Below are 19,099 nucleotides of genomic sequence, written 5' to 3' on the forward strand. Positions count from 1 at the left end.
TGCCGCAATGGATCAGTTTGTTATCCAAGGTGGCACCACTTTAGCCGGTGAAGTCACTATTTCAGGGGCTAAAAACGCAGCCCTACCTATTTTATTCGCCGCTCTGCTTGGCGATGGTAAAAGCCGTTTTTCTAATGTACCGCACTTACGCGATATAGGTACCACTGAAGCCTTATTAAAAACACTGGGCGCTGAAGTTGAGTGGGACGGCGATATCTTAGAAATCAACGGAGCAACGGTAAATAGCGTGCTTGCACCTTATGAACTCGTTAAGCAAATGCGTGCGTCGATACTGGCGTTAGGCCCATTAGTTGCCAGATTTGGTCAGGCGCAAGTTTCCCTACCGGGAGGTTGTGCTATTGGTGCTCGTCCAGTCGATCTGCATATTTCAGGCCTTGAGAAAATGGGCGCTAAGATCAAAGTTGAGAATGGTTATATCCATGCGGTAACCGAGGGTCGTCTTCGTGGCGCTGAGATCTTTATGGAAACCGTCAGCGTTGGTGCTACTGAAAACTTATTGATGGCTGCAACCCTCGCCGATGGTAAAACTGTGATAGATAATGCTGCGCGAGAGCCAGAGATTATTAACTTAGCTGAATGCTTAGTTGCCATGGGTGCCAAGATCAATGGTGCAGGCTCTAGCCGAATTGAGATAGAAGGCGTTGAGCGTCTTAATGGTTGTGAGCATAAAATCCTTCCTGATCGCATCGAAACAGGGACCTTTTTGGTTGCTGCGGCAATGGCAAAAGGCGAAGTACTATGTAAAAACACGGATTATCATAGTCTTGAACCTGTGCTTGAAAAGCTACGTGCCGCCAATGCTATCGTTGAGGTAAGTGAAGACAGTATTTATGTGGATATGCGTCAACGCGCTTTGAAAGCCGTTAATATTAAAACCATGCCACATCCTGGCTTTCCAACAGACATGCAAGCTCAGTTTACTGCATTAAATGTGGTGGCTGAAGGTAGCGCGACAATCACAGAAACTATCTTTGAAAACCGCTTTATGCATGTGCCAGAGTTACAGCGTATGGGCGCGAATATTCGTTTAGAAGGCAACACTGCAATCTGTGGTGAGACAGAGTCGTTATCTGGTGCACAGGTAATGGCAACCGATTTACGCGCTTCAGCGAGTCTTATCCTAACGGGTATTGTTGCAACAGGCGAAACCATCGTAGATCGCATCTATCACGTTGATAGGGGTTATCAGAAGATAGAAGATAAGCTAAGCCGTTTAGGTGCAAATATAAAACGCCGTAAAACCTGAGCATAATTAAGCAAATTGGTAAAAAACGAAAAGCGTCTTCCGGGACGCTTTTTGCTTAACCTTTTTGCCTAATATAACCCTGTTTCGAGTTCAGCGACTTCCACCGTAATAGTGAGGCGCTGACCGCCCCTGAGTACTTCAAACTCGAGTTTAGTACCGGGCGCGGTATTGCCTATCGTCTTCAGTGTCCTTTGCGGATTAGTCACAGGTTCTCCACCTACTTTAACTACAATATCATGCTCTTTCATGCCAGCTTGCCATGCGGGACCTAGCGGGTCTAATTCGCTCACAGCAAGGCCGACAATTGGTGTGTAGAGATCCGTTACACTTTTACCTGTATTATCAACTGGCGTGCCTCTAAAGCCGAGATAGCCCCGGATCACTCTGCCATCCATAATAAGTTTATGCATCACGTCCAGTGCAAGATCATAAGGGATCGCAAAAGAGATACCTTGGATATCAATATTCAAACGTGTGCGAAATTGTGCAGAGGTAATGCCAACTAGTGCGCCATTAGAATTGACAACGGCACCACCTGAGTTACCAACATTAATCGCGGCATCCATTTGCAGCAAATTATTGAATTGGCTTTCCGTGAGTGTCTGTTTGCCTGTTGCACTGATAATGCCTTGCGTAATGGTTTGTCCAATGTTCAACGGATTACCAATTGCGAGCACCACATCCCCAACACGTGGTGAGTAGTCGTGATCGATAGGAATGACAGGCAAATTCTCGGCTGGAATTTTTAATAAAGCTAAATCGGTGATGGTGTCATAGCCTATCAGTTGCGTATCACTATATTGGCGGCCATCAGGAAGAAGTACAATGATTTGGTCGGCATTGTTCACCACATGATAGTTTGTCAGTATGTAACCATCTCGGCTCATAATAACACCAGAGCCAAGCTCTCTAACCGTATTTTGGCGCTGGTATCTTGGCTGATTACTAAAGCCCTCGGAAAAAATCGTTACGACCGCTGGAGCCGTTTTTTCTACAGCATCAGCAAAACTCATATGATGGGCCTGAATATGTGGGGCCTCAAGTTTTGGCAAGTTATCCCTCAGCTCAGGATTAAACCAAATGATGATAAAAGCGATCCCAAGTCCGGCAAGCAGCGGTGGAAAAATGAATTTAATTAATTTGAACACAAGAGCTTATATTTATCGTTATGTAATACTGCTAATAATGACACAAAAAAAAACACAGCGACAAGTTTCGCTGTGTTTCATTTTTAATATTTGTCGATTTCGTTACTGAATGAGGTAGAAAACCGTCTCGCGATCGCGTTTAATCCCTAGTACGATATTGCCTTTAATACCATTAATTAGTTTAGACATCTCTTTAACGCTAGTGACACGTTGGCGATTCACTTGCATGATCACATCGCCTTCTTCAAGGCCAACACGTGCAGCTGGTGAGCGAGGCTCTACTGAGGTAATGACGACACCTTCATTGCCATTGCGCTCGCCACTCTCTAGTACCGCGCCTCGTAGGTTTGGATGTACATCCTCTGCATTCGCCTGTTCTTCTTGCTTACCACCAAGCTCTACGTCGATAAACTTGGTTTTGCCATCACGGTAGACACCAAGTCGTACCTCACGACCTTCACCCATCGTAGCCACTTTACCGTGGAGTTCATTAAAGCTTTCAATGTCGTCGCCGTTGAGGCTGACAATGACATCATTGGCTTTCAGACCCGCTTTGTCCGCTGCTGAATCTTCCACCACGCGCATGACATAAGCACCGCGCTTGACATCAAAGCCTTGTGCTTTAGCAAGACCAGCATCTAAAGTACGACCCAAAATACCCAATGAACCGCGACGAACTTCTCCGTACTCAACAATTTGATCCACTAGGTTTTTCATCATGTTTGATGGAATAGCAAAGCCGATCCCTACATTACCGCCAGACGCGCCTAAAATAGCAGTGTTGATACCAATGAGTTCGCCGTTTAAGTTAACTAGCGCACCACCTGAGTTACCTTGGTTGATTGCCGCATCTGTTTGGATAAAGTCTTCATAGCCTTCGATATTTAAGCCGCTACGGCCTAGTGCACTGATTATTCCTGAGGTGACTGTATGACTTAATCCAAATGGGTTACCAATAGCAACGGAAAAATCACCCACTCTCAACTTGTCTGAATTAGCGAGTTTGATTTCTGTTAGGTCTTCGCCGTCGATTTGTAGCAATGCGATATCGGATTCGGCGTCGCTACCGATTAATTTGGCCTCAAACTCTCTGCCATCCTTTAAAGTGACCAGCATTTCGTCTGCATCATCAATAACGTGATTATTTGTAACGACATAGCCTTTATCTGCATCGATGATGACACCTGAGCCGAGGCCACTAAAAGGGCGCTTTTGGCTACGAGGCTGCGGTTGTCCAAAGAAAAAGTCGAAAGGGTCGACACGGCGACGCACTTCTTTAGCGCCTTTTACTTGGATACTAACAACGCCCGGGGCGACCTTTTCTAGCATAGGTGCTAGCGTTGGTAGTTGTTGGCCGTCTACGGCAACAGGAAGTTTGGCCATGCTTTGCTGCGGTAACAGCAATAAGCTAGAAGAAAGTAAAGCGGCCGATAACAAAGATAGTTTAAATTTCATAGTCGTGAAGTACTCCGCTATTAGCGTTAATATAAGTCATAAGGGGCTGATAATTAGCCCCTTATGAGTAATCAATAACTTCTTTTAAAGACTATGGGGTCAACAAAAAGTTTCATCAAGAGGCTTTAATTTGCTCACTTTCTTTTTTTTGACCAGAAAATAGCCCAGTTTCACCTTCGGCATAGTCACTAGGTGGTGCCTCAAAACTTGGGTCTTGTTTACGTCTTCTCTCTGGGCGTGCTTGAAGAGAAGCTTGTAGTTGTTCTGTGGTTTCTTTCGAGAAAAAAGGATCCGCAGGATGAGATGGGCGATCCTGTGTCAGTAGTTGGTTGGTTTCTTCCACATGGGTAAGCAGCTGTTGATAGCTATCCTGCATTTTATTTACTAGTTTTTTGGTGCTAGCTAGGTGATCTGATACGTCTTGACGATATTGCTCAAGGTCATGTTTAGCTTGTTGTGCTTGCACTTCCAGTTCGTCGTGTTTGAACTGCTTTTTCGTTACAAAGCCACCTAAAAAGAATGCAGCAATGGCAACAATGATCAGTAATCCAAGCCAAGTAACGGTAGTCATAGGTTTCTCCCTGTGTGCCTCAACGGCAAATAAAATTAAAACTCTGTTAGAGTTAAATATACGCTGTGAATACAGTCGTGTTAATATAACCTACAAACAAATCGTAAAAAAATATTTAAGTCGATGACGCCTTGGGAAAAATATCAGCAAGATCTACAACGTGATGATTTTCAATATGACAGCGCGCAAGAAAATGCCGTAAAGCATTTACAGCGACTGTATGACGACCTTATCAATCAGCCCCTGGTCAAACAAAACTTCTTCTCGCGACTGTTTGGTAAAGCTGAGCCGCCAAAAGTGAAAGGGTTATACTTTTGGGGGGGAGTAGGGCGTGGTAAAACTTATCTGGTTGATACCTTTTACGATGCGTTGCCGACGGAGCGCAAAATGCGGGTGCATTTTCACCGCTTTATGCATCGTGTTCACGCAGAGCTGAAAAAGCTTAATGAAGTGAAAAATCCTCTGGAAAGCATCGCTGATACGTTCAAATCTGAAACTGACATTATCTGCTTCGATGAATTTTTCGTGCAAGACATCACTGATGCCATGTTACTGGGTGGATTAATGCAAGCGCTGTTTGCGCGCGGTATCGTGTTAGTGGCCACATCGAATATTGTGCCAGACGATTTGTATAAAAATGGCTTGCAGCGCGCGCGATTCTTACCCGCCATTGAATTGGTAAAAGCCAATACTGAGGTCGTTAATGTGGACTCAGGTATTGACTATCGCTTACGCACGTTGGAACAAGCGGAAATTTTTCACAGCCCACTTGATAAACAAGCGGATGAAAACTTATTCGACTACTTTAACAAACTCTCTCCGGAGCCGGGTAAAGCTGGGCAAGCGATTGAGATTGAAGGTCGGATGATCCAAACCCGAATAGTGTCTGATTGTATTGTTATGTTTGATTTCCCAGCGCTATGTGAAACCGCTCGCTCGCAAGTGGATTACATGGAGATCAGTCGCTTATATAACACAGTGATCCTATCTAATGTGAAGCAAATGGGTCAGCAAAACGATGATGCGGCAAGGCGTTTTATTGCGCTTGTCGATGAGTTTTATGAGCGTAATGTAACGCTTATCATCTCGGCTGCAGCGCCGATTACTGAACTTTATACCGAAGGTACATTGAATTTTGAGTTCAAACGCTGCATTAGCCGCTTGCAAGAAATGCAATCCCATGAATATTTAGCAAAAGAGCATTTAGCCTAACGGCAATTACTTTTTTGTTAAGAGGACTTGTTCGGTGTGGGTGTTTGTAAACATCTTATTTGAACGAGTCCTTGTCACGCACACGTCGTCATTTCGTTGGATTTTTTGCCTTTTCTATTTTTTTCGAAATTCTTCAGATTTTCTTGTAGAAAAAAGCACCAAGCGCTGGTTTTCACCCAGAAGGCTTGCTATAATCCGCGGCCTGCCACGTTGCGTTCTATTGCCCTCGTCGGCTTAGCCACTGACTTGAGCGGCATAAAAGTCTTAAACTCGAAGGGGTTAAAGCAAATACAAGTAGAGCGGTAGTCCAAGGACTGCCTGTGGTTTTAAAATTGAAAACTTTGGATTTTTATAATGAAAACGTTTGTTGCTAAACCAGAAACTGTAAAACGTGACTGGTACGTAGTTGACGCTGAAGGTAAAACTTTAGGTCGCATCGCTACTGAAATCGCTCGTCGCCTTCGCGGTAAGCACAAAGCTGAGTATACTCCACACGTTGACACTGGTGACTACATCATCGTAATCAACGCTGAGAAAGTTACTGTAACTGGTAACAAAACTCAGGACAAAATGTACTATGCTCACTCTGGTTACCCAGGTGGCCTTAAGTCTATCAACTTTGAGAAACTTCAAGCTAAAAAGCCTGAAATGATCATCGAGAAAGCGGTTAAAGGCATGTTACCTCGCGGTCCTCTAGGTCGTGAAATGTTCCGTAAACTTAAAGTTTACGCTGGTAACGAGCACAACCACGCTGCGCAGCAGCCTCAGGTTCTAGACATTTAAGGAGCACTATCATGGCAAATCAATACTACGGTACAGGTCGTCGTAAAAGTTCAAGTGCTCGCGTATTCCTACGCCCAGGCACTGGCAACATCGTAATCAATAAGCGCTCTTTAGAAGAGTTCTTCGGTCGTGAAACTTCTCGCATGGTTGTTCGTCAGCCTTTAGAGCTAGTTGAAATGACAGAAAAGTTTGACCTATACATCACTGTTGCAGGTGGTGGTACAACTGGTCAAGCGGGTGCTATCCGTCACGGTATCACACGTGCACTAATGGAGTTTGACGAGTCTCTACGTCCAGCTCTACGTAAAGCTGGCTTTGTTACTCGCGATGCTCGTAAAGTTGAGCGTAAGAAAGTTGGTCTTAAGAAAGCACGTAAGAAGACACAGTTCTCTAAGCGTTAATTTATTACGTTTCAAGAATTCAAAAACCCAGCTTATGCTGGGTTTTTTGTTTTTAGCATCTCCTATGTGCACATCAATCTCTCGTATTTACGAGGTATCTAATTCGTTTTGTCCTACTTATTTGCTCAAAAATATCGCGTCGAGTTAAAAAAGTTCAATAAATATAATAATTAGTGCAATTCGAGCGGTAACTTGGCGGTTTTTTTTGCTACAATTGGCGAAGCAAGTAGAAAGGCCTGAGATCCAGTCACGCGATTTGGTGCGTATCCTTAGTCGGGGGGTTGATCTTAGTCAGTATATTGTTGTGTCAGATGCGATATCATAAATACTCGGTTTCATGCTCGAAGTAATCATAGATGATTTTCTGCGGGTTTATTCGGGCATGGATCTGGAATAACCTTGTTTTAATCAAGGTATTTATTTATGATCGCGTCTATTTTGTAATTTCTTAAATTAACCTGCTGTAACTGATGTTCTCAATATAGCAAGTGTTGGGAATCAAGTGGAGATAAGTGGATGAGCAATGCGCCTGTAGACAACAGCCGACGTCGCTTTTTAACTATCGCTACCTCTGTTGTAGGTGGCGTTGGTGCGGTTGGAGCTGCTGTTCCTTTTATTGCGTCCTGGAATCCAAGTGAGCGAGCTAAATCTGCAGGTGCGCCTGTAGAAGTAGATATCAGCAAACTTGAGTCTGGACAACTTATTCGTGTTGAGTGGCGAGGCAAACCAGTTTGGATTGTTAATCGTACACCAAAAATGCTAGAACAAATGAAGCAACACGAAGACCAACTTCGTGATCCTAACTCTGAAGAGCCACAGCAGTTGGCATCTGCGCAGAACGGTTTCCGTTCTAAGCGACCTGAGCTTTTCGTCGCGGTTGGGATTTGTACTCACTTAGGATGTTCACCATCTTTCCTTAACGGAAGCTTTGGTGAAAAAGTAGAAGGCACTGATAGTGGTTTCTTCTGTCCTTGTCACGGTTCGAAGTTTGATATGGCGGGGCGCGTATTCCAAAACGTACCTGCACCACTAAACTTAGAGATCCCTCCGTATACCTTTATTGACGACACTACCATTTTGGTAGGTGAAGAAGAAGGGGTTGCATAATGTCTGTTAATGTAGATAAAGCAGCAAATACGGGCGTTGTGGGCAAAGTTGTTGATTGGATCGATGCTCGTATTCCGATGACTCGCGTCTGGAATATGCACATTGCTCAATACCCAGCGCCAAAAAACTTTAACTTCTGGTACTTGTTTGGTTCACTCGCCATTCTAGTACTGGTAAACCAGATTGTAACGGGTATCTGGCTAACTATGAACTTTGTACCTTCTGCTGAAGGTGCATTTGCATCCGTAGAATACATCATGCGTGATGTTGAATACGGTTGGTTATTACGATACCTACACTCTACCGGCGCATCCGCATTCTTTATCGTGGTCTATCTTCACATGTTCCGCGGTATGATCTACGGTTCTTATCAAAAGCCACGTGAACTACTGTGGTTGTTCGGTATGTTTATCTTCCTAGCACTAATGGCTGAAGCCTTCATGGGTTACTTATTACCATGGGGTCAGATGTCTTTCTGGGGTGCTCAGGTAATCATTTCATTATTCGGTGCAATCCCGGTAATTGGTGATGACTTAACACTTTGGATCCGTGGTGACTACGTTATTTCTGGTGCAACGCTTAACCGTTTCTTTGCACTACACGTTATTGCACTACCATTAGTACTGGTTATCTTAGTATTCCTTCACATTGTTGCACTGCACGAAGTAGGCTCAAACAACCCTGACGGTGTTGAGATCAAGCGCAAGAAAGGCTCTGTAGCTGAGGAAGACAAACCTAAATTTAAATTCCATGAATACTACACTGATAAAAAAGATATTGTGGATGCAATTCCATTCCACCCTTACTACACAGTAAAAGATGTCTTAGGTGTTGCTGGCTTCTTAATTTTCTTCTGCGCAATTGTATTCTTTGCACCAGAAATGAACGGTTTCTTCCTTGAAGCGCCAAACTTTGAAGCTGCAAACCCGCTGAAAACGCCAGAGCACATTTTCCCAGTTTGGTATTTTACGCCATTCTACGCAATCCTTCGTGCTATCCCTGACAAGCTAATTGGTGTACTAGCAATGGGCGCTTCAATCGTAGCATTGGCACTACTGCCTTGGATTGACCGTGGTTCGGTTCGTTCAATTCGCTACCGTTGCGGTTTCCATAAGTTGAACATTGCTCAGTTTGTTGTCACATTCGTTATCCTTGGTTGGATTGGTGCAACACCGCAAACTGACTTTAAAACGCTATTGTCGCAAATCACGACAGTAACTTATTTTATGTTCTTCGTGTTGCTATTCTTCTACAGTAAAAACGAGAAGACGAAGCCACTACCAACGAGGTTGACGAAATGATGAAAAAGCTAGTAATCGGTTTATTCGCATTGTTGCCAACGTTATCGATGGCAGCGGGCCCATCAGTGCCTTTGATGGAAGCAAATAATGACTTAACTGATAAAGCATCTTTACAGCGCGGCGCTAAGTTATTTATGAACTACTGCCTTGGCTGCCACCAAATGCAATATCAGCGTTATGAGCGTACTTTCCGTGACATCGGTATTCCAACTGAAATTGGTCAAGAAACGCTTATTTTCGATGGTTCAAAAGTAGGTAGCCATATTAAAAACTCTATGGCTAAAGATGATGCTGCAAAATGGTTTGGTGCTGCGCCACCGGACTTAACACTTATCTCTCGTGTTAAGTCTCCGGACTACATCTATACTTACTTGAAGTCATTCTATAAAGATGAGTCTCGCCCATTTGGTGTGAACAACGTTGTTTTCCCATTGGTCGGTATGCCTCACGTACTACAAGAGTTACAAGGCTTGCCAACACCGATCACTGAAGAAGTGGAAGAACACGGTCACACAGTGACTAAAGTTGTCGGCACTGAAACAGATGGTACCGGTGAGATGAGTGTTGATGAATATGACCAAGCAGCACGTGACCTTACAAACTTTTTAGCTTATGTAGGTGAGCCTTCTCGCCTAGAGTCAGAAGCTATTGGTATTAAGGTTATTGGTTTCTTAGTTATCTTCTTCATCCTGGCATTCTTCTTGAAGAAAGAATACTGGAGAGATGTTCATTAATTTGAATATTCAAAGGTGATTTTTGCAATAGGGGCGTTCGCCCCTTTTGCTGTTTAAAGTGATTTAATTACTTTTAGTTTTTTAATGGAGGTAGGCATGGCCGTTGCTGCCAATAAGCGCCCTGTAATGACACTTTTTTCTGGGTCAAACTGTATGTACAGTCACCAGGTACGTATCGTACTTGCTGAGAAAGGTGTAAGTGTTGATATTCACCAGGCTGAAAAGGACAACTTACCAGAAGCTCTACACGAGATTAACCCGTATGGCACTGTTCCTACGCTAATCGATCGTGAGCTTGGCTTGTACCAAGCGAATATCATTATGGAGTATCTAGACGAGCGCTTCCCGCATCCTCCTCTGATGCCTGTATATCCAGTAATGCGTGGTCGTAGTCGTTTAATGATGCACCGCATTGAAACTGACTGGTATTCACTTGCTGAAAAGGTCTCTGCGGGTGGTGATGAAGCTGTACAAGCTCGTAAAGAGTTAACCGAAGCACTATTAGCTGTAGCACCTATCTTCAATGAAGCACCTTACTTCATGAGTGAAGAGTTCAGCTTAGTAGATTGTTATTTAGCTCCACTACTTTGGCGTTTACCACAGCTTGGTATTGAGCTGAATGGCGCTGGTAGCAAAGAGCTAAAAGAATACATGCTACGTTTATTTGAGCGTGACTCATTCCAAGCATCGCTAACGGATGCAGAGCGTGAGATCAGATCGTAATGACGTCTAATCGTCCTTACTTACTACGCGCGTTTTACGAGTGGATTGTTGATAACGAATGTACACCGCATTTGGTGGTGAACGCAGACTTTCCCTCGGTACAGGTTCCAACACAATTTGTGCAAGAAGGGCAAATTGTGTTGAACGTAAGCCCGTCTGCTGTGACGAATTTCTCTATGGACAATCAAGCGCTGAGCTTTAACGCTCGGTTTGGTGGTCAACCGATGCAGGTATATGTGCCAAACGGTGCGGTATTGGCTATCTATGCAAGAGAAAATGGTGAAGGCACGGTATTTACACCTGAAGAAGAAATCTTTGAAGATGAAGAGTTTGATTTGGTAGAAGAGACGGAAGTCTCACAATCGCCAGAGACTAAGCCGGAACCTGAAAAGAAAAAAGGTTCTCACCTTCGAGTGATAAAATAAAAAAACCTGCGGATGCAGGTTTTTTTATGGCTATTGTTTAGATGTACTCAAAGGCTTTAATCACACGTTTGACACCATTAATATTTCTGGCGATTTCTACGGCTGAGTTTGCTTCTTGTTTGGAGACTAAGCCCATTAAGAACACTTCGGCATTTTCAGTAACTACCTTAATATTTGCGCCATTGACTTCGTCGGCCGCCAGCAGTTTGGTTTTAACTTTGGAGGTCAGCCACGTATCATGTGTTTGCGTCGTGATGCCGATGTTTGAGCTTATTCTCAACTGATTATGTACTTGCTTAATCCCAGCAACGTTCTGTAGCGCACGCTCAGCTTCCGTTTTCATTTCTTGATTAGTGACCTGACCAATCATTAATACTACGCCATTAACACTCACCAGCGTGATATTGGCATGATCTGCAAGGCGCTTAATCTCTTTGATGGCAAGCGTACCTTTAATCTCGATATTGTTATCGTCAATTTGTGCACCGATAGTGCGTCTATCATTTGCAGCAGACACCGCACCGGCTGTACCAGCAACTACCGCAGCAGCACACCCTTGTAGTAACAAGATGGCGGCAAGTAAAGAGGTTATTCTCATCATCATACTTCGTCCTGAGGGAATAAAATTGCGTCGATTAGCTCACTTAAACAGTGAGTATTGAATAGTTGTGACTCGATTATCCGGCTTGGGCGTTTACTTGGGATCCGGATCTCTACGTCCTGTGGGCCCAATAGGCCGGTGATTTCACCACCATCATCGCCAACTAACGCGATGACTTTCATATCTCTAGTCAGGGCTGCTTCCACTGCGCCAATAACCGTCTTTTCTTGCCCGTTTATGGCATACGCCACCAGCAAGTCTCCTTGCTGCGCGAATGCGCGTATTTGCTTGGCAAAGCGCTCTCTGGCTTTACCATTTTCTGGTGACGCCAAATTATATTGCTCATTCGTTAGTGCAATCGCGGGCAGACACGGGCGTTCGGTTTCGTAAAAGTTGCTTAAGATGGTTGCGAAGTGGTGCGCCAACATATGATTACTTGGCGCGCCGCAGCAGATGATTTTATTGCCATTGATCAGGCTCTGAGCCATAGTCATAGCTGCGGTTTCTAGTGCTTTAGGCAATACTTCGCCTGCCGCTATCTGCGCTTGAATTGACTCTGTAAATATAGACTTTATAGATTCTTGCATGCTAAAAAATATTTCTAATCCAGTTTATTTCAGGGGGATCGGCCCCTTGAATGGCAACAAAGTCGACTCTAAGTTGCGTGTTATGCAAATTTTGCTGTGCTAAATAATTATAAATACTACGCTTTAATCTTTGAAGCTTAGTTTTTGATAGTGCGTTAATTGCGCCACCAAAGTGACTGCTATCGCGATACTTTACTTCAATAAACACTAAGGTTTGCGACTCTCGCATAATGAGATCTATCTCTCCGTATTTACAGAGATAGTTTCTGGTGACGGGGGTTAATCCTTGTTTTACCAAGAATTGCTCCGCAATCAACTCAAAATGCTCGCCCTTACTCCGTGTGTTGCTAAATAGTCCTTTAAACATCCAGATATCCTATCTGATCAAAGAGTCTCCCACAGGTTTCTCTTGTTGCATAAATAATGGTAGTGGAGGCTGTTCATCTAAGCTCACCAAACGAATTTGTTTATTATGATACTGTGCCCAACTGAGCTTTCGTACTACGTCACTGCCACCGCGGATGCTGAGCTGGCCGGTTAAGCCATCAAAACTTTTTCCCGAGAGCCAAGCCAGTTGGCGCAGCTCGGGGACTAAATTTGTGGCGTCATATGCCATTGCAAACAAGCGCTGCTCTAAGTCGGCCTGCTCAGGCCATAAAGATTGATAGGCATCTCGAAGCGGTGCTTTTTCAACGGCACCCGGTAGCATCCAAGGTTGCTCGGTAAAATAAAGTCCTTCTAAATCGCCCTTATCAGTAACATCAATTTGTTTACTATAGCTGCGAGAGCTGGCATATAAAGGGATCCTGTCGGCAAATGTACTGACATTGACGTCTAAATAAGGTTTGAGCAGTCGAGTTTCCATTGCATCACCTAAAATATAGATGGCATCAATGTCGCGTCTAGAGCGTGTTTCGCTTTTGACCTCTTTGCGAAATAGACTTTTGATGACGCTAGTGCGTGACTTTGAAGCGTCCACCTCTAAAATGTCGGTGATGACATCCGCCATATTTTTACTATTAGTGTAATAACCTACTTCTGGTGCGGTCTCACTGTAGCGTTTCCAACCTTGATCAAAATACTCAATTAAACGCTTACCAGAGGCATTCGCTGGAGCCAGTAACATGGGTTTTTTATAGCCTTTAGCAAGAAAGTGCTTCATTGCTTGCTCGACTTCATGCTCAGGATTAAGCGCAAAAAAGTACTGTTCACTACTGCTAGGCGTAAGCGTTTCGCGTGCATTTAAAAACAAAGTTGGGTAAGCCGCAAAACCTTTATCTGCGAGTAGTTTTTCAACGTTGGATTTTAATAATGGACCAATGACAAAATCGACATTTGCCTCAGCAAGTTGCGTTACGATTTCAGACTCGGATGCCATTTCATCAATGAAGAAGACTTCTTCAATCGTCCCTTCGTCAGTGGCAGCCAAGAAACCATTTTTAAGCGCTGTACCGAGTCGCTCGCTCGCACCAGATTGTGGTAATAACACCGCAAGTCTTTTAACTTGGTAAGGTTCGAGCGCAACAGCGCCTTGTAAATCTTTAGGCAGCAAAGCAACCGCAGGGTGATTAGTAAAACGACGACGCCAATTATTCATGGCTTGGTCGAGCTGGACGCTCGAACCCAAATAAATTTGTTGATATTTAGCCAGTGTTACCCAACCACGTTGTAAAACAGAGCCAGAATCAAAGCGCTCTAGAGCGTAACTTGATAGCTGCTGTAGCGCGAGCCAAATCTCTTCGTGTAACCCGGCCACCGCTAAGTTATGTTCATTGGCAATATCGGCCGCTTTAAAGTATTCAACCAACGCTTTTTTTGGTAATTGTTGCGAGGCATAAATACTACCCAGTAAATACTCATACCAAGCTTGGTGTTCAGGGGTGTTGAGTCGGCCCTCTAGCGTGTTTAGGATGGCTAACGCATTGGCATACTGCGATAATTCTTTGCGAGCATATGCGATGTATAATTTGTTTTGAATATGATCAACACTGGCTTTAGCTTCCATCGCTAAACCAATTTGCTCTAACATTTGCCAGTCTTTTTCTAAGATAGCAGCGTCTCTGGCTGCATATAGCAATTGGATTTTGGCAACGCCTTCTTTACTCTGCGCCTTTGCAAATAACGACGCGGCATTGTCATCCGATTGGCTAACGGCTTTAGTTGTTTTAGTTTCTTGGGGGGATTTGGTGACATTTGTGCTTGTACTACAAGCGGATAACCCCGACAATATGGCAACTAAAAGCGCTATCTTTTTAAACTGCACAGGCAAACCTTCTTTTTCACGACTGAGTGGATATCTTACTGACTGATATTGGAGAGCTCAATGGCTAATCTTCACAACGAAAACAAAATCGGCACCCTACATATTGTAGCGACACCAATAGGTAATTTAGATGACATCAGTGAACGTGCACTGAAAGTGTTAAGTCAGGTCGATTTAATCGCTGCCGAAGATACGCGCCACACCGGTAAATTATTGAGCCACTTTAGCATTAAAGCAAAAACTTTTGCACTGCATGATCACAACGAGAAGCAAAAAGCCCAGCAAATTTTAGATTGGTTAAACCAAGGTAAAGACATCGCACTAGTGTCTGATGCGGGTACGCCGCTTATCAGCGATCCGGGCTATGCTGTGGTAAACCTATGCCGTGAAGCAGGTGCTACTGTGACTCCTGTTCCTGGCGCGTGTGCCGCCATTGCTGCGGTGAGTTGTTCAGGCTTACCAACAGATAAATTCCAATTCGTGGGATTTTCACCAGCAAAAAGCCAAGCGCGTCAGCAATTTTTTAAAGATGCAGTCGCCTCTGGCATCACCAGTATCTTGTACGAAAGCACCCACCGCATTATGGCGAGTCTAGAAGATATGAAAATCGCGCTGGGCGAAACACAACAAGTCGTTTTTGCTAAAGAACTGACCAAAACCTACGAAACCTTTTTCAGTGGCACGGTTATCGAGCTCATTGAGTTTTTAACCGCAACGCCTGAAAAGCAAAAAGGTGAGCTGGTGTTGATGCTACCCGGTGAACAAAGAGATGAACAAGCATTAACGCCAGAAGCGAAAAAGCTGATTGAGTTACTAGAGCCTGAAATGCCATTGAAGAAGGCCTGCGGCGTGGCAGCTGAATATTTAGGGCTAAAAAAGAACGCCTTGTATAAGGCTATCATTGCTGAGCGAGAAGCGTAATACACGCAATTTATCGCGTGCGTTATTGCATTAAAGTGCGTATAATCGCCCGCCTGAGTCAGCCGGATAATCGCTGCCTGTGACGAAAATGATCAGGGGGAGGAAAGTCCGGGCTCCAATGGGCAGGGTGCCAGCTAACGGCTGGGGGGCGTGAGCCTACGACAAGTGCAGCAGAGAGAAGACCGCCTAAGTCCTTCGGGACCGGTAAGGGTGAAAGGGTGCGGTAAGAGCGCACCGGGCCACTGGTAACAGTTGGTTGCAAGGTAAACTCCACCCGGAGCAAGACCAAATAGGGTTCCTTATGGTGTGGCCCGCATCGGAACCGGGTAGGTTGCTCGAGCCTAGGAGCGATCCTAGGCCTAGACGAATGATTATCGATCTCCTTCGGGAGTGAACAGAACCCGGCTTATAGGCTGACTCACACCTCAAGCGTAAACATCCCTACATGAGATGTTTACGCTTGAGACTCCCACTTTATCACCTCACGATTATCTTGTTAAAAACGCCATTTATTTGTATATCTCACCACTTTTCGTTAATTTATTCACCAATTTTCACTTGCTGGATTTATTTAAGCTGATGATAAATAATGGTTTTTAAGGTTGGTACAATACTTGGAAAGATAGAGCCATCTCTCAAGCGAAAATGAGTAATGGAACTATCATGTACAAGAACAACAAAGTTTTACTATCAACCCTGTTATGGTTTGGCACGCTTTTATGGTCGGCATTATTTTCATCCTTGGTGAAGGCTGAGTCGGTAGACAAGCTGATCAAAACCCTCATGAAAGAAAGGCATATTCCGGGCTTACAGTTAGCCGTGGTTAAAGACGATAAAATCATTAAGCAAGGAAGTTATGGTTTTGCAGACTTACAGCATCAAGTGCCTGTGACTGAGCAGACGTTATTTCCGATTAATTCGATGACAAAGGCGTTTACCGGTGTTGCGATTGTACAGCTCGCTGAGCAAGGTTATCTAAACATTGACGATGAAATTGGTAAGCACTTACCCGATTTACCAAAGGCTTGGCAGCAACTTAAAATTAATCAATTAATGGGTCACACCACAGGTTTGCCGCCGATCCTTGCATCAAATTATGCCCTAGAAACCATTGTACCGAACGATGTGGAAGCCTCATGGCAAGCTGTGCAAAAGCAGCCTCTTCAATTTACACCTAACTCGCGTTTTAGTTATAACCAAACCGGCTATGTGATTTTGGGTAAAATCATTGATAAATATGCACCTGAAGGGTTTCCTGCTTTTATTACCAAGATGCAGTTAGCACGTGCCAATATGCCGCAAACCGCGCAGGCAGGTTTTGATTATCTTGAACTTATGGTGCCAAATCAGGCTCGCCAATATATTCATTTAGGTGAGGGAAATTACAAAAACTTTTACGGTGAATTCCCTTATATGCTAAGAACTGCAGCAGGAATGAGTTCAACGGCAACGGAGCTGGCTAACTATGTTGTATCACTACAACAAGGCGAGCTGGTTAAAGAGTTAGATATGCTATGGACGCCAGTTAAGCTGAACAACGGACGCACAGAAGCCTTTAACACCAAAGAAAACGGCTATGCAATGGGCTGGCAAGTGACTCAGCGTATGTATCACCCAGCGATTAGCGCAAGCGGTGGAAATGCGACTACAGTGATCACCTACCCTGAAGACAAGGTTTCCGTGATTGTGCTTACTAACCTGTTGGGTGGATTACCCATTGAGTTTGTTGATGATATTGCCGCTTACTATATTCCCAACTTTAACGACGCTAGTAAGCAAAAGGCCTACCAGCCGATGGCGTACTTAAAGCAGCTTACAGATAAACAAGGCTTTGCCGACTTTGCGGCTATGTTTGCAAAAGCGCAGCAAGATACCGGTGTAATGTATGATTTAGAGATCTTGGTGGAGTGGGGCAATAAGCTTGTTGAAGATGGTCAAGTTAATAATGGTATCGAAATCTTTAAATTTGCACTGACACAAAATAACGAGCAGCCATATTACCACAACAGCATCGCGCAAGCGTATGAGTTAAATAAGCAGTATGCACAAGCACTTGAGCATTATCAGCAGTTACTTGCGATAAACCCAAACAGTCAGTTCGCAAAAAATAAAGTAGCGGTAGTGAAGGAGTATCTTTAACTCTCCATAAGATTGTGACGGCAGCCTAAGCAAATCGAAAGCCGCAAGTTCAATTACTTGCGGCTTTTTGGTATTTAACCTGAGGTTTGGATAAGAAATGAGCTAAGTTATTGTTTTTAAAATTACATTTAATTATTTCCTTGTCTAGTGCAAAAACAGGCTGCTAGAAAGGCATAAATTATCCGAAGCTCTGATTAATTACTATTGGCAATAAATCGCTGTCTATACTTAACGAAGTATTAGAAGCTGCGGTATACTACACAATCACCTATTTGAGCTATGTACTGCTATAGACATAACTAGTACAGGTCATTGATAGTAAACCTGATTGAGAAAGTCATACCATGAGCCAACAACCTACTCCACCCTTAGAGCCACAAACACCGAACCACTGTGTTGATGCCTTTCGCCGCTTTAGCGTTGCACCCATGCTGGATTGGACTGATTATCAGGTGAAATAAGGCTGTTTTTCGGTTTTGGGGCATAGGTGGGGCACCTGCTTAGGCGTGGGGCACCGATTTTGCCCACAGGGACACCAACTGAGAAAAGTATTGCGATTGTGGGGCACCGACCTCATAAAGATAGAAAGCGCCGACGTTGGCGCTTTTTTTTTGTATCAAAATGGTGAGATTGTTGATCTGTTTTAGTATCATGAGCTCGTATTGTTGTAATAATAGTTAAACTGCGTTAACATCGCGGCAACAATACAGGGTTGTAATTGTGACTAAATTAAGGAATGAAAATGATTAAACTAACAAGCAAAGCGCTTTCAAAAGTGTTTGGTGGTGGAAGTGGCGGTGGTGATGGCGTTGAACCCCCTCAGGTGCAGAAGTCGACATCGTACACTACTAAGCAATATGATGATGCAAAGTCATTAAAGGTCGACTGAAATCAGATAAGGTAAGTCAATGACGGTAAACGGGATTTTTACACTCTTAGGGCAGTTCGTTATTGCTTTAGAGGTAATCGCTCTGGGAGCAATTTGCTTTTTGAGCTATCAAAAAGTTAATAGGTTGGTTTTTGGTGGTAAAAGCGATATTAACTCAGAGCGAGATGCTTTTTTGCATAGTTGCTTTATCACAGCAGTTTCTGTCGCCGTCTTTCACGTATCTACCTCAACGATAAGAGAAATGATTTTAGGCCTTGATTTGGAAAGGATGGAACTAAGGCAAGTTTTCTACTTTTTCATGTTCATAATGGAAATGGCCTTTATCGTTTGTGTGTTCTCTTTACATAAAATTAGAGGTTGTAGTTTTTCACATGTCGCTAGGGTTGCCTTGCTTTTAGCCCTTGTTATGTGTGCGAATCAAATAATTCAATTTTTTATTAGAGGTGTTATTGGGCTAGATTACTACATGCCATTTTATAAAGGCGTAATTTTGTTTGTTAATATCGGGACGTTAATGGCTGTCGGTGTGTATCCACTGGTTAGTAGTTGGCGACTAAGAAACCAGTACTAGG

Annotated in this window: 20 protein-coding genes and 1 other RNA gene; 14 read left to right on the forward strand and 7 right to left on the reverse strand. The window is 43.8% G+C overall.

Going from position 1 to position 19,099, the window contains the following annotated elements; all coding sequences use genetic code 11:
- Positions 1–7 precede the first annotated feature (7 nt).
- The gene (gene murA, locus L1271_RS03135) at positions 8–1,267 is read left to right on the forward strand and encodes a UDP-N-acetylglucosamine 1-carboxyvinyltransferase (protein ID WP_235366722.1); all 1,260 of its coding nucleotides are present in this window, start codon (positions 8–10) and stop codon (positions 1,265–1,267) included.
- Positions 1,268–1,335: 68 nt separating this feature from the next.
- Here murA and L1271_RS03140 read toward each other — a convergent pair whose 3' ends face one another.
- The 3 genes from L1271_RS03140 to L1271_RS03150 all read right to left on the reverse strand — a co-directional run bounded on the left by L1271_RS03140 (position 1,336) and on the right by L1271_RS03150 (position 4,441).
- On the reverse strand, positions 1,336–2,415 hold the full coding sequence (locus tag L1271_RS03140; RefSeq protein WP_010605926.1) for a trypsin-like peptidase domain-containing protein: 1,080 nt from the start codon (positions 2,413–2,415) through the stop codon (positions 1,336–1,338).
- Between the two features lie 102 nt (positions 2,416–2,517).
- Positions 2,518–3,870 (reverse strand): DegQ family serine endoprotease, encoded by a 1,353-nt coding sequence (locus tag L1271_RS03145; protein WP_102055985.1) that lies wholly within the window; start codon positions 3,868–3,870, stop codon positions 2,518–2,520.
- A 115-nt stretch (positions 3,871–3,985) separates the two neighbouring features.
- Complete coding sequence (locus tag L1271_RS03150) at positions 3,986–4,441, reverse strand: YhcB family protein (protein WP_010376689.1); 456 nt, start codon at positions 4,439–4,441, stop codon at positions 3,986–3,988.
- A gap of 123 nt (positions 4,442–4,564) precedes the next feature.
- Between L1271_RS03150 and zapE the strand changes: the two genes are divergently transcribed.
- From zapE to L1271_RS03190, 8 genes are all read left to right on the forward strand, one after another.
- The gene (zapE, locus tag L1271_RS03155; RefSeq protein WP_235366723.1) at positions 4,565–5,653 is read left to right on the forward strand and encodes a cell division protein ZapE; all 1,089 of its coding nucleotides are present in this window, start codon (positions 4,565–4,567) and stop codon (positions 5,651–5,653) included.
- A 354-nt stretch (positions 5,654–6,007) separates the two neighbouring features.
- Positions 6,008–6,436: a 50S ribosomal protein L13 gene (gene rplM, locus L1271_RS03160; RefSeq protein ID WP_010376694.1), complete on the forward strand. Its 429-nt coding sequence runs from the start codon at positions 6,008–6,010 to the stop codon at positions 6,434–6,436.
- 8 nt (positions 6,437–6,444) lie between these two features.
- Complete coding sequence (rpsI, locus tag L1271_RS03165; protein ID WP_161796706.1) at positions 6,445–6,837, forward strand: 30S ribosomal protein S9; 393 nt, start codon at positions 6,445–6,447, stop codon at positions 6,835–6,837.
- Between the two features lie 516 nt (positions 6,838–7,353).
- Complete coding sequence (petA, locus tag L1271_RS03170) at positions 7,354–7,944, forward strand: ubiquinol-cytochrome c reductase iron-sulfur subunit (protein ID WP_010376697.1); 591 nt, start codon at positions 7,354–7,356, stop codon at positions 7,942–7,944.
- Entirely contained in the window at positions 7,944–9,245 is a 1,302-nt protein-coding gene (locus tag L1271_RS03175; protein WP_017219050.1) for a cytochrome b, read from the forward strand. Before petA ends, L1271_RS03175 begins: the two co-directional genes overlap by 1 nt.
- Positions 9,242–9,979: a cytochrome c1 gene (locus L1271_RS03180; RefSeq protein ID WP_029215832.1), complete on the forward strand. Its 738-nt coding sequence runs from the start codon at positions 9,242–9,244 to the stop codon at positions 9,977–9,979. The genes L1271_RS03175 and L1271_RS03180 overlap by 4 nt, the downstream gene beginning before the upstream one ends.
- Positions 9,980–10,075: 96 nt before the next feature.
- Positions 10,076–10,702: a stringent starvation protein SspA gene (sspA, locus tag L1271_RS03185; RefSeq protein ID WP_010605922.1), complete on the forward strand. Its 627-nt coding sequence runs from the start codon at positions 10,076–10,078 to the stop codon at positions 10,700–10,702.
- Entirely contained in the window at positions 10,702–11,127 is a 426-nt protein-coding gene (locus L1271_RS03190; RefSeq protein ID WP_010605921.1) for a ClpXP protease specificity-enhancing factor, read from the forward strand. The genes sspA and L1271_RS03190 overlap by 1 nt, the downstream gene beginning before the upstream one ends.
- 37 nt (positions 11,128–11,164) lie before the next feature.
- On the opposite strand, the gene dolP is transcribed toward L1271_RS03190, so the two are convergent.
- The 4 genes from dolP to L1271_RS03210 are packed head-to-tail and all read right to left on the reverse strand — an operon-like array spanning position 11,165 to position 14,578.
- Positions 11,165–11,731 (reverse strand): division/outer membrane stress-associated lipid-binding lipoprotein, encoded by a 567-nt coding sequence (dolP, locus tag L1271_RS03195; RefSeq protein WP_017219053.1) that lies wholly within the window; start codon positions 11,729–11,731, stop codon positions 11,165–11,167.
- Positions 11,728–12,315: an SIS domain-containing protein gene (locus L1271_RS03200; protein WP_010605919.1), complete on the reverse strand. Its 588-nt coding sequence runs from the start codon at positions 12,313–12,315 to the stop codon at positions 11,728–11,730. Before L1271_RS03200 ends, dolP begins: the two co-directional genes overlap by 4 nt.
- Position 12,316: 1 nt before the next feature.
- Complete coding sequence (locus tag L1271_RS03205; RefSeq protein ID WP_010605918.1) at positions 12,317–12,682, reverse strand: YraN family protein; 366 nt, start codon at positions 12,680–12,682, stop codon at positions 12,317–12,319.
- Between the two features lie 9 nt (positions 12,683–12,691).
- Positions 12,692–14,578 carry a penicillin-binding protein activator gene (locus tag L1271_RS03210; RefSeq protein ID WP_206473439.1) on the reverse strand — a complete coding sequence of 629 codons (1,887 nt, stop codon included), beginning with the start codon at positions 14,576–14,578 and terminating at the stop codon, positions 12,692–12,694.
- A 60-nt stretch (positions 14,579–14,638) separates the two neighbouring features.
- On the opposite strand from L1271_RS03210, the gene rsmI reads away from it, so the two are divergent.
- The 5 genes from rsmI (at position 14,639) to L1271_RS03235 (ending at position 19,098) form a co-directional block, all read left to right on the forward strand.
- Positions 14,639–15,499 (forward strand): 16S rRNA (cytidine(1402)-2'-O)-methyltransferase, encoded by an 861-nt coding sequence (gene rsmI, locus L1271_RS03215; RefSeq protein WP_235366724.1) that lies wholly within the window; start codon positions 14,639–14,641, stop codon positions 15,497–15,499.
- A 54-nt stretch (positions 15,500–15,553) separates the two neighbouring features.
- Positions 15,554–15,924: RNase P RNA component class A (rnpB, locus tag L1271_RS03220), an RNA gene on the forward strand.
- A gap of 238 nt (positions 15,925–16,162) precedes the next feature.
- Entirely contained in the window at positions 16,163–17,638 is a 1,476-nt protein-coding gene (locus tag L1271_RS03225) for a serine hydrolase domain-containing protein (RefSeq protein ID WP_235366725.1), read from the forward strand.
- Between the two features lie 742 nt (positions 17,639–18,380).
- The gene (locus L1271_RS03230) at positions 18,381–18,527 is read left to right on the forward strand and encodes a hypothetical protein (protein WP_235366726.1); all 147 of its coding nucleotides are present in this window, start codon (positions 18,381–18,383) and stop codon (positions 18,525–18,527) included.
- A gap of 19 nt (positions 18,528–18,546) precedes the next feature.
- A complete protein-coding gene (locus L1271_RS03235) occupies positions 18,547–19,098 on the forward strand; it encodes a hypothetical protein (protein ID WP_235366727.1) in 552 nt (183 codons plus the stop codon).
- The last annotated feature ends 1 nt before the right edge of the window (position 19,099 follow it).

The organism is Pseudoalteromonas sp. OF5H-5 (genome assembly GCF_021530695.1).
In the GTDB taxonomy this organism is placed as follows: domain Bacteria; phylum Pseudomonadota; class Gammaproteobacteria; order Enterobacterales; family Alteromonadaceae; genus Pseudoalteromonas.

Excerpts from the sequence above, each read along its gene's own strand:
- sspA (WP_010605922.1), top strand. The coding sequence starts at position 10,076 with ATGGCCGTTGCTGCCAATAAGCGCCCTGTAATGACACTTTTTTCTGGG.
- L1271_RS03190 (WP_010605921.1), top strand. The coding sequence starts at position 10,702 with ATGACGTCTAATCGTCCTTACTTACTACGCGCGTTTTACGAGTGGATT.
- dolP (WP_017219053.1), bottom strand. The coding sequence starts at position 11,731 with ATGATGATGAGAATAACCTCTTTACTTGCCGCCATCTTGTTACTACAA.
- L1271_RS03145 (WP_102055985.1), bottom strand. The coding sequence starts at position 3,870 with ATGAAATTTAAACTATCTTTGTTATCGGCCGCTTTACTTTCTTCTAGC.
- L1271_RS03230 (WP_235366726.1), top strand. The coding sequence starts at position 18,381 with ATGATTAAACTAACAAGCAAAGCGCTTTCAAAAGTGTTTGGTGGTGGA.
- L1271_RS03200 (WP_010605919.1), bottom strand. The coding sequence starts at position 12,315 with ATGCAAGAATCTATAAAGTCTATATTTACAGAGTCAATTCAAGCGCAG.
- L1271_RS03205 (WP_010605918.1), bottom strand. The coding sequence starts at position 12,682 with ATGTTTAAAGGACTATTTAGCAACACACGGAGTAAGGGCGAGCATTTT.
- L1271_RS03180 (WP_029215832.1), top strand. The coding sequence starts at position 9,242 with ATGATGAAAAAGCTAGTAATCGGTTTATTCGCATTGTTGCCAACGTTA.
- L1271_RS03235 (WP_235366727.1), top strand. The coding sequence starts at position 18,547 with ATGACGGTAAACGGGATTTTTACACTCTTAGGGCAGTTCGTTATTGCT.
- murA (WP_235366722.1), top strand. The coding sequence starts at position 8 with ATGGATCAGTTTGTTATCCAAGGTGGCACCACTTTAGCCGGTGAAGTC.
- L1271_RS03225 (WP_235366725.1), top strand. The coding sequence starts at position 16,163 with ATGTACAAGAACAACAAAGTTTTACTATCAACCCTGTTATGGTTTGGC.
- petA (WP_010376697.1), top strand. The coding sequence starts at position 7,354 with ATGAGCAATGCGCCTGTAGACAACAGCCGACGTCGCTTTTTAACTATC.
- L1271_RS03150 (WP_010376689.1), bottom strand. The coding sequence starts at position 4,441 with ATGACTACCGTTACTTGGCTTGGATTACTGATCATTGTTGCCATTGCT.
- rsmI (WP_235366724.1), top strand. The coding sequence starts at position 14,639 with ATGGCTAATCTTCACAACGAAAACAAAATCGGCACCCTACATATTGTA.
- L1271_RS03175 (WP_017219050.1), top strand. The coding sequence starts at position 7,944 with ATGTCTGTTAATGTAGATAAAGCAGCAAATACGGGCGTTGTGGGCAAA.
- rplM (WP_010376694.1), top strand. The coding sequence starts at position 6,008 with ATGAAAACGTTTGTTGCTAAACCAGAAACTGTAAAACGTGACTGGTAC.
- zapE (WP_235366723.1), top strand. The coding sequence starts at position 4,565 with ATGACGCCTTGGGAAAAATATCAGCAAGATCTACAACGTGATGATTTT.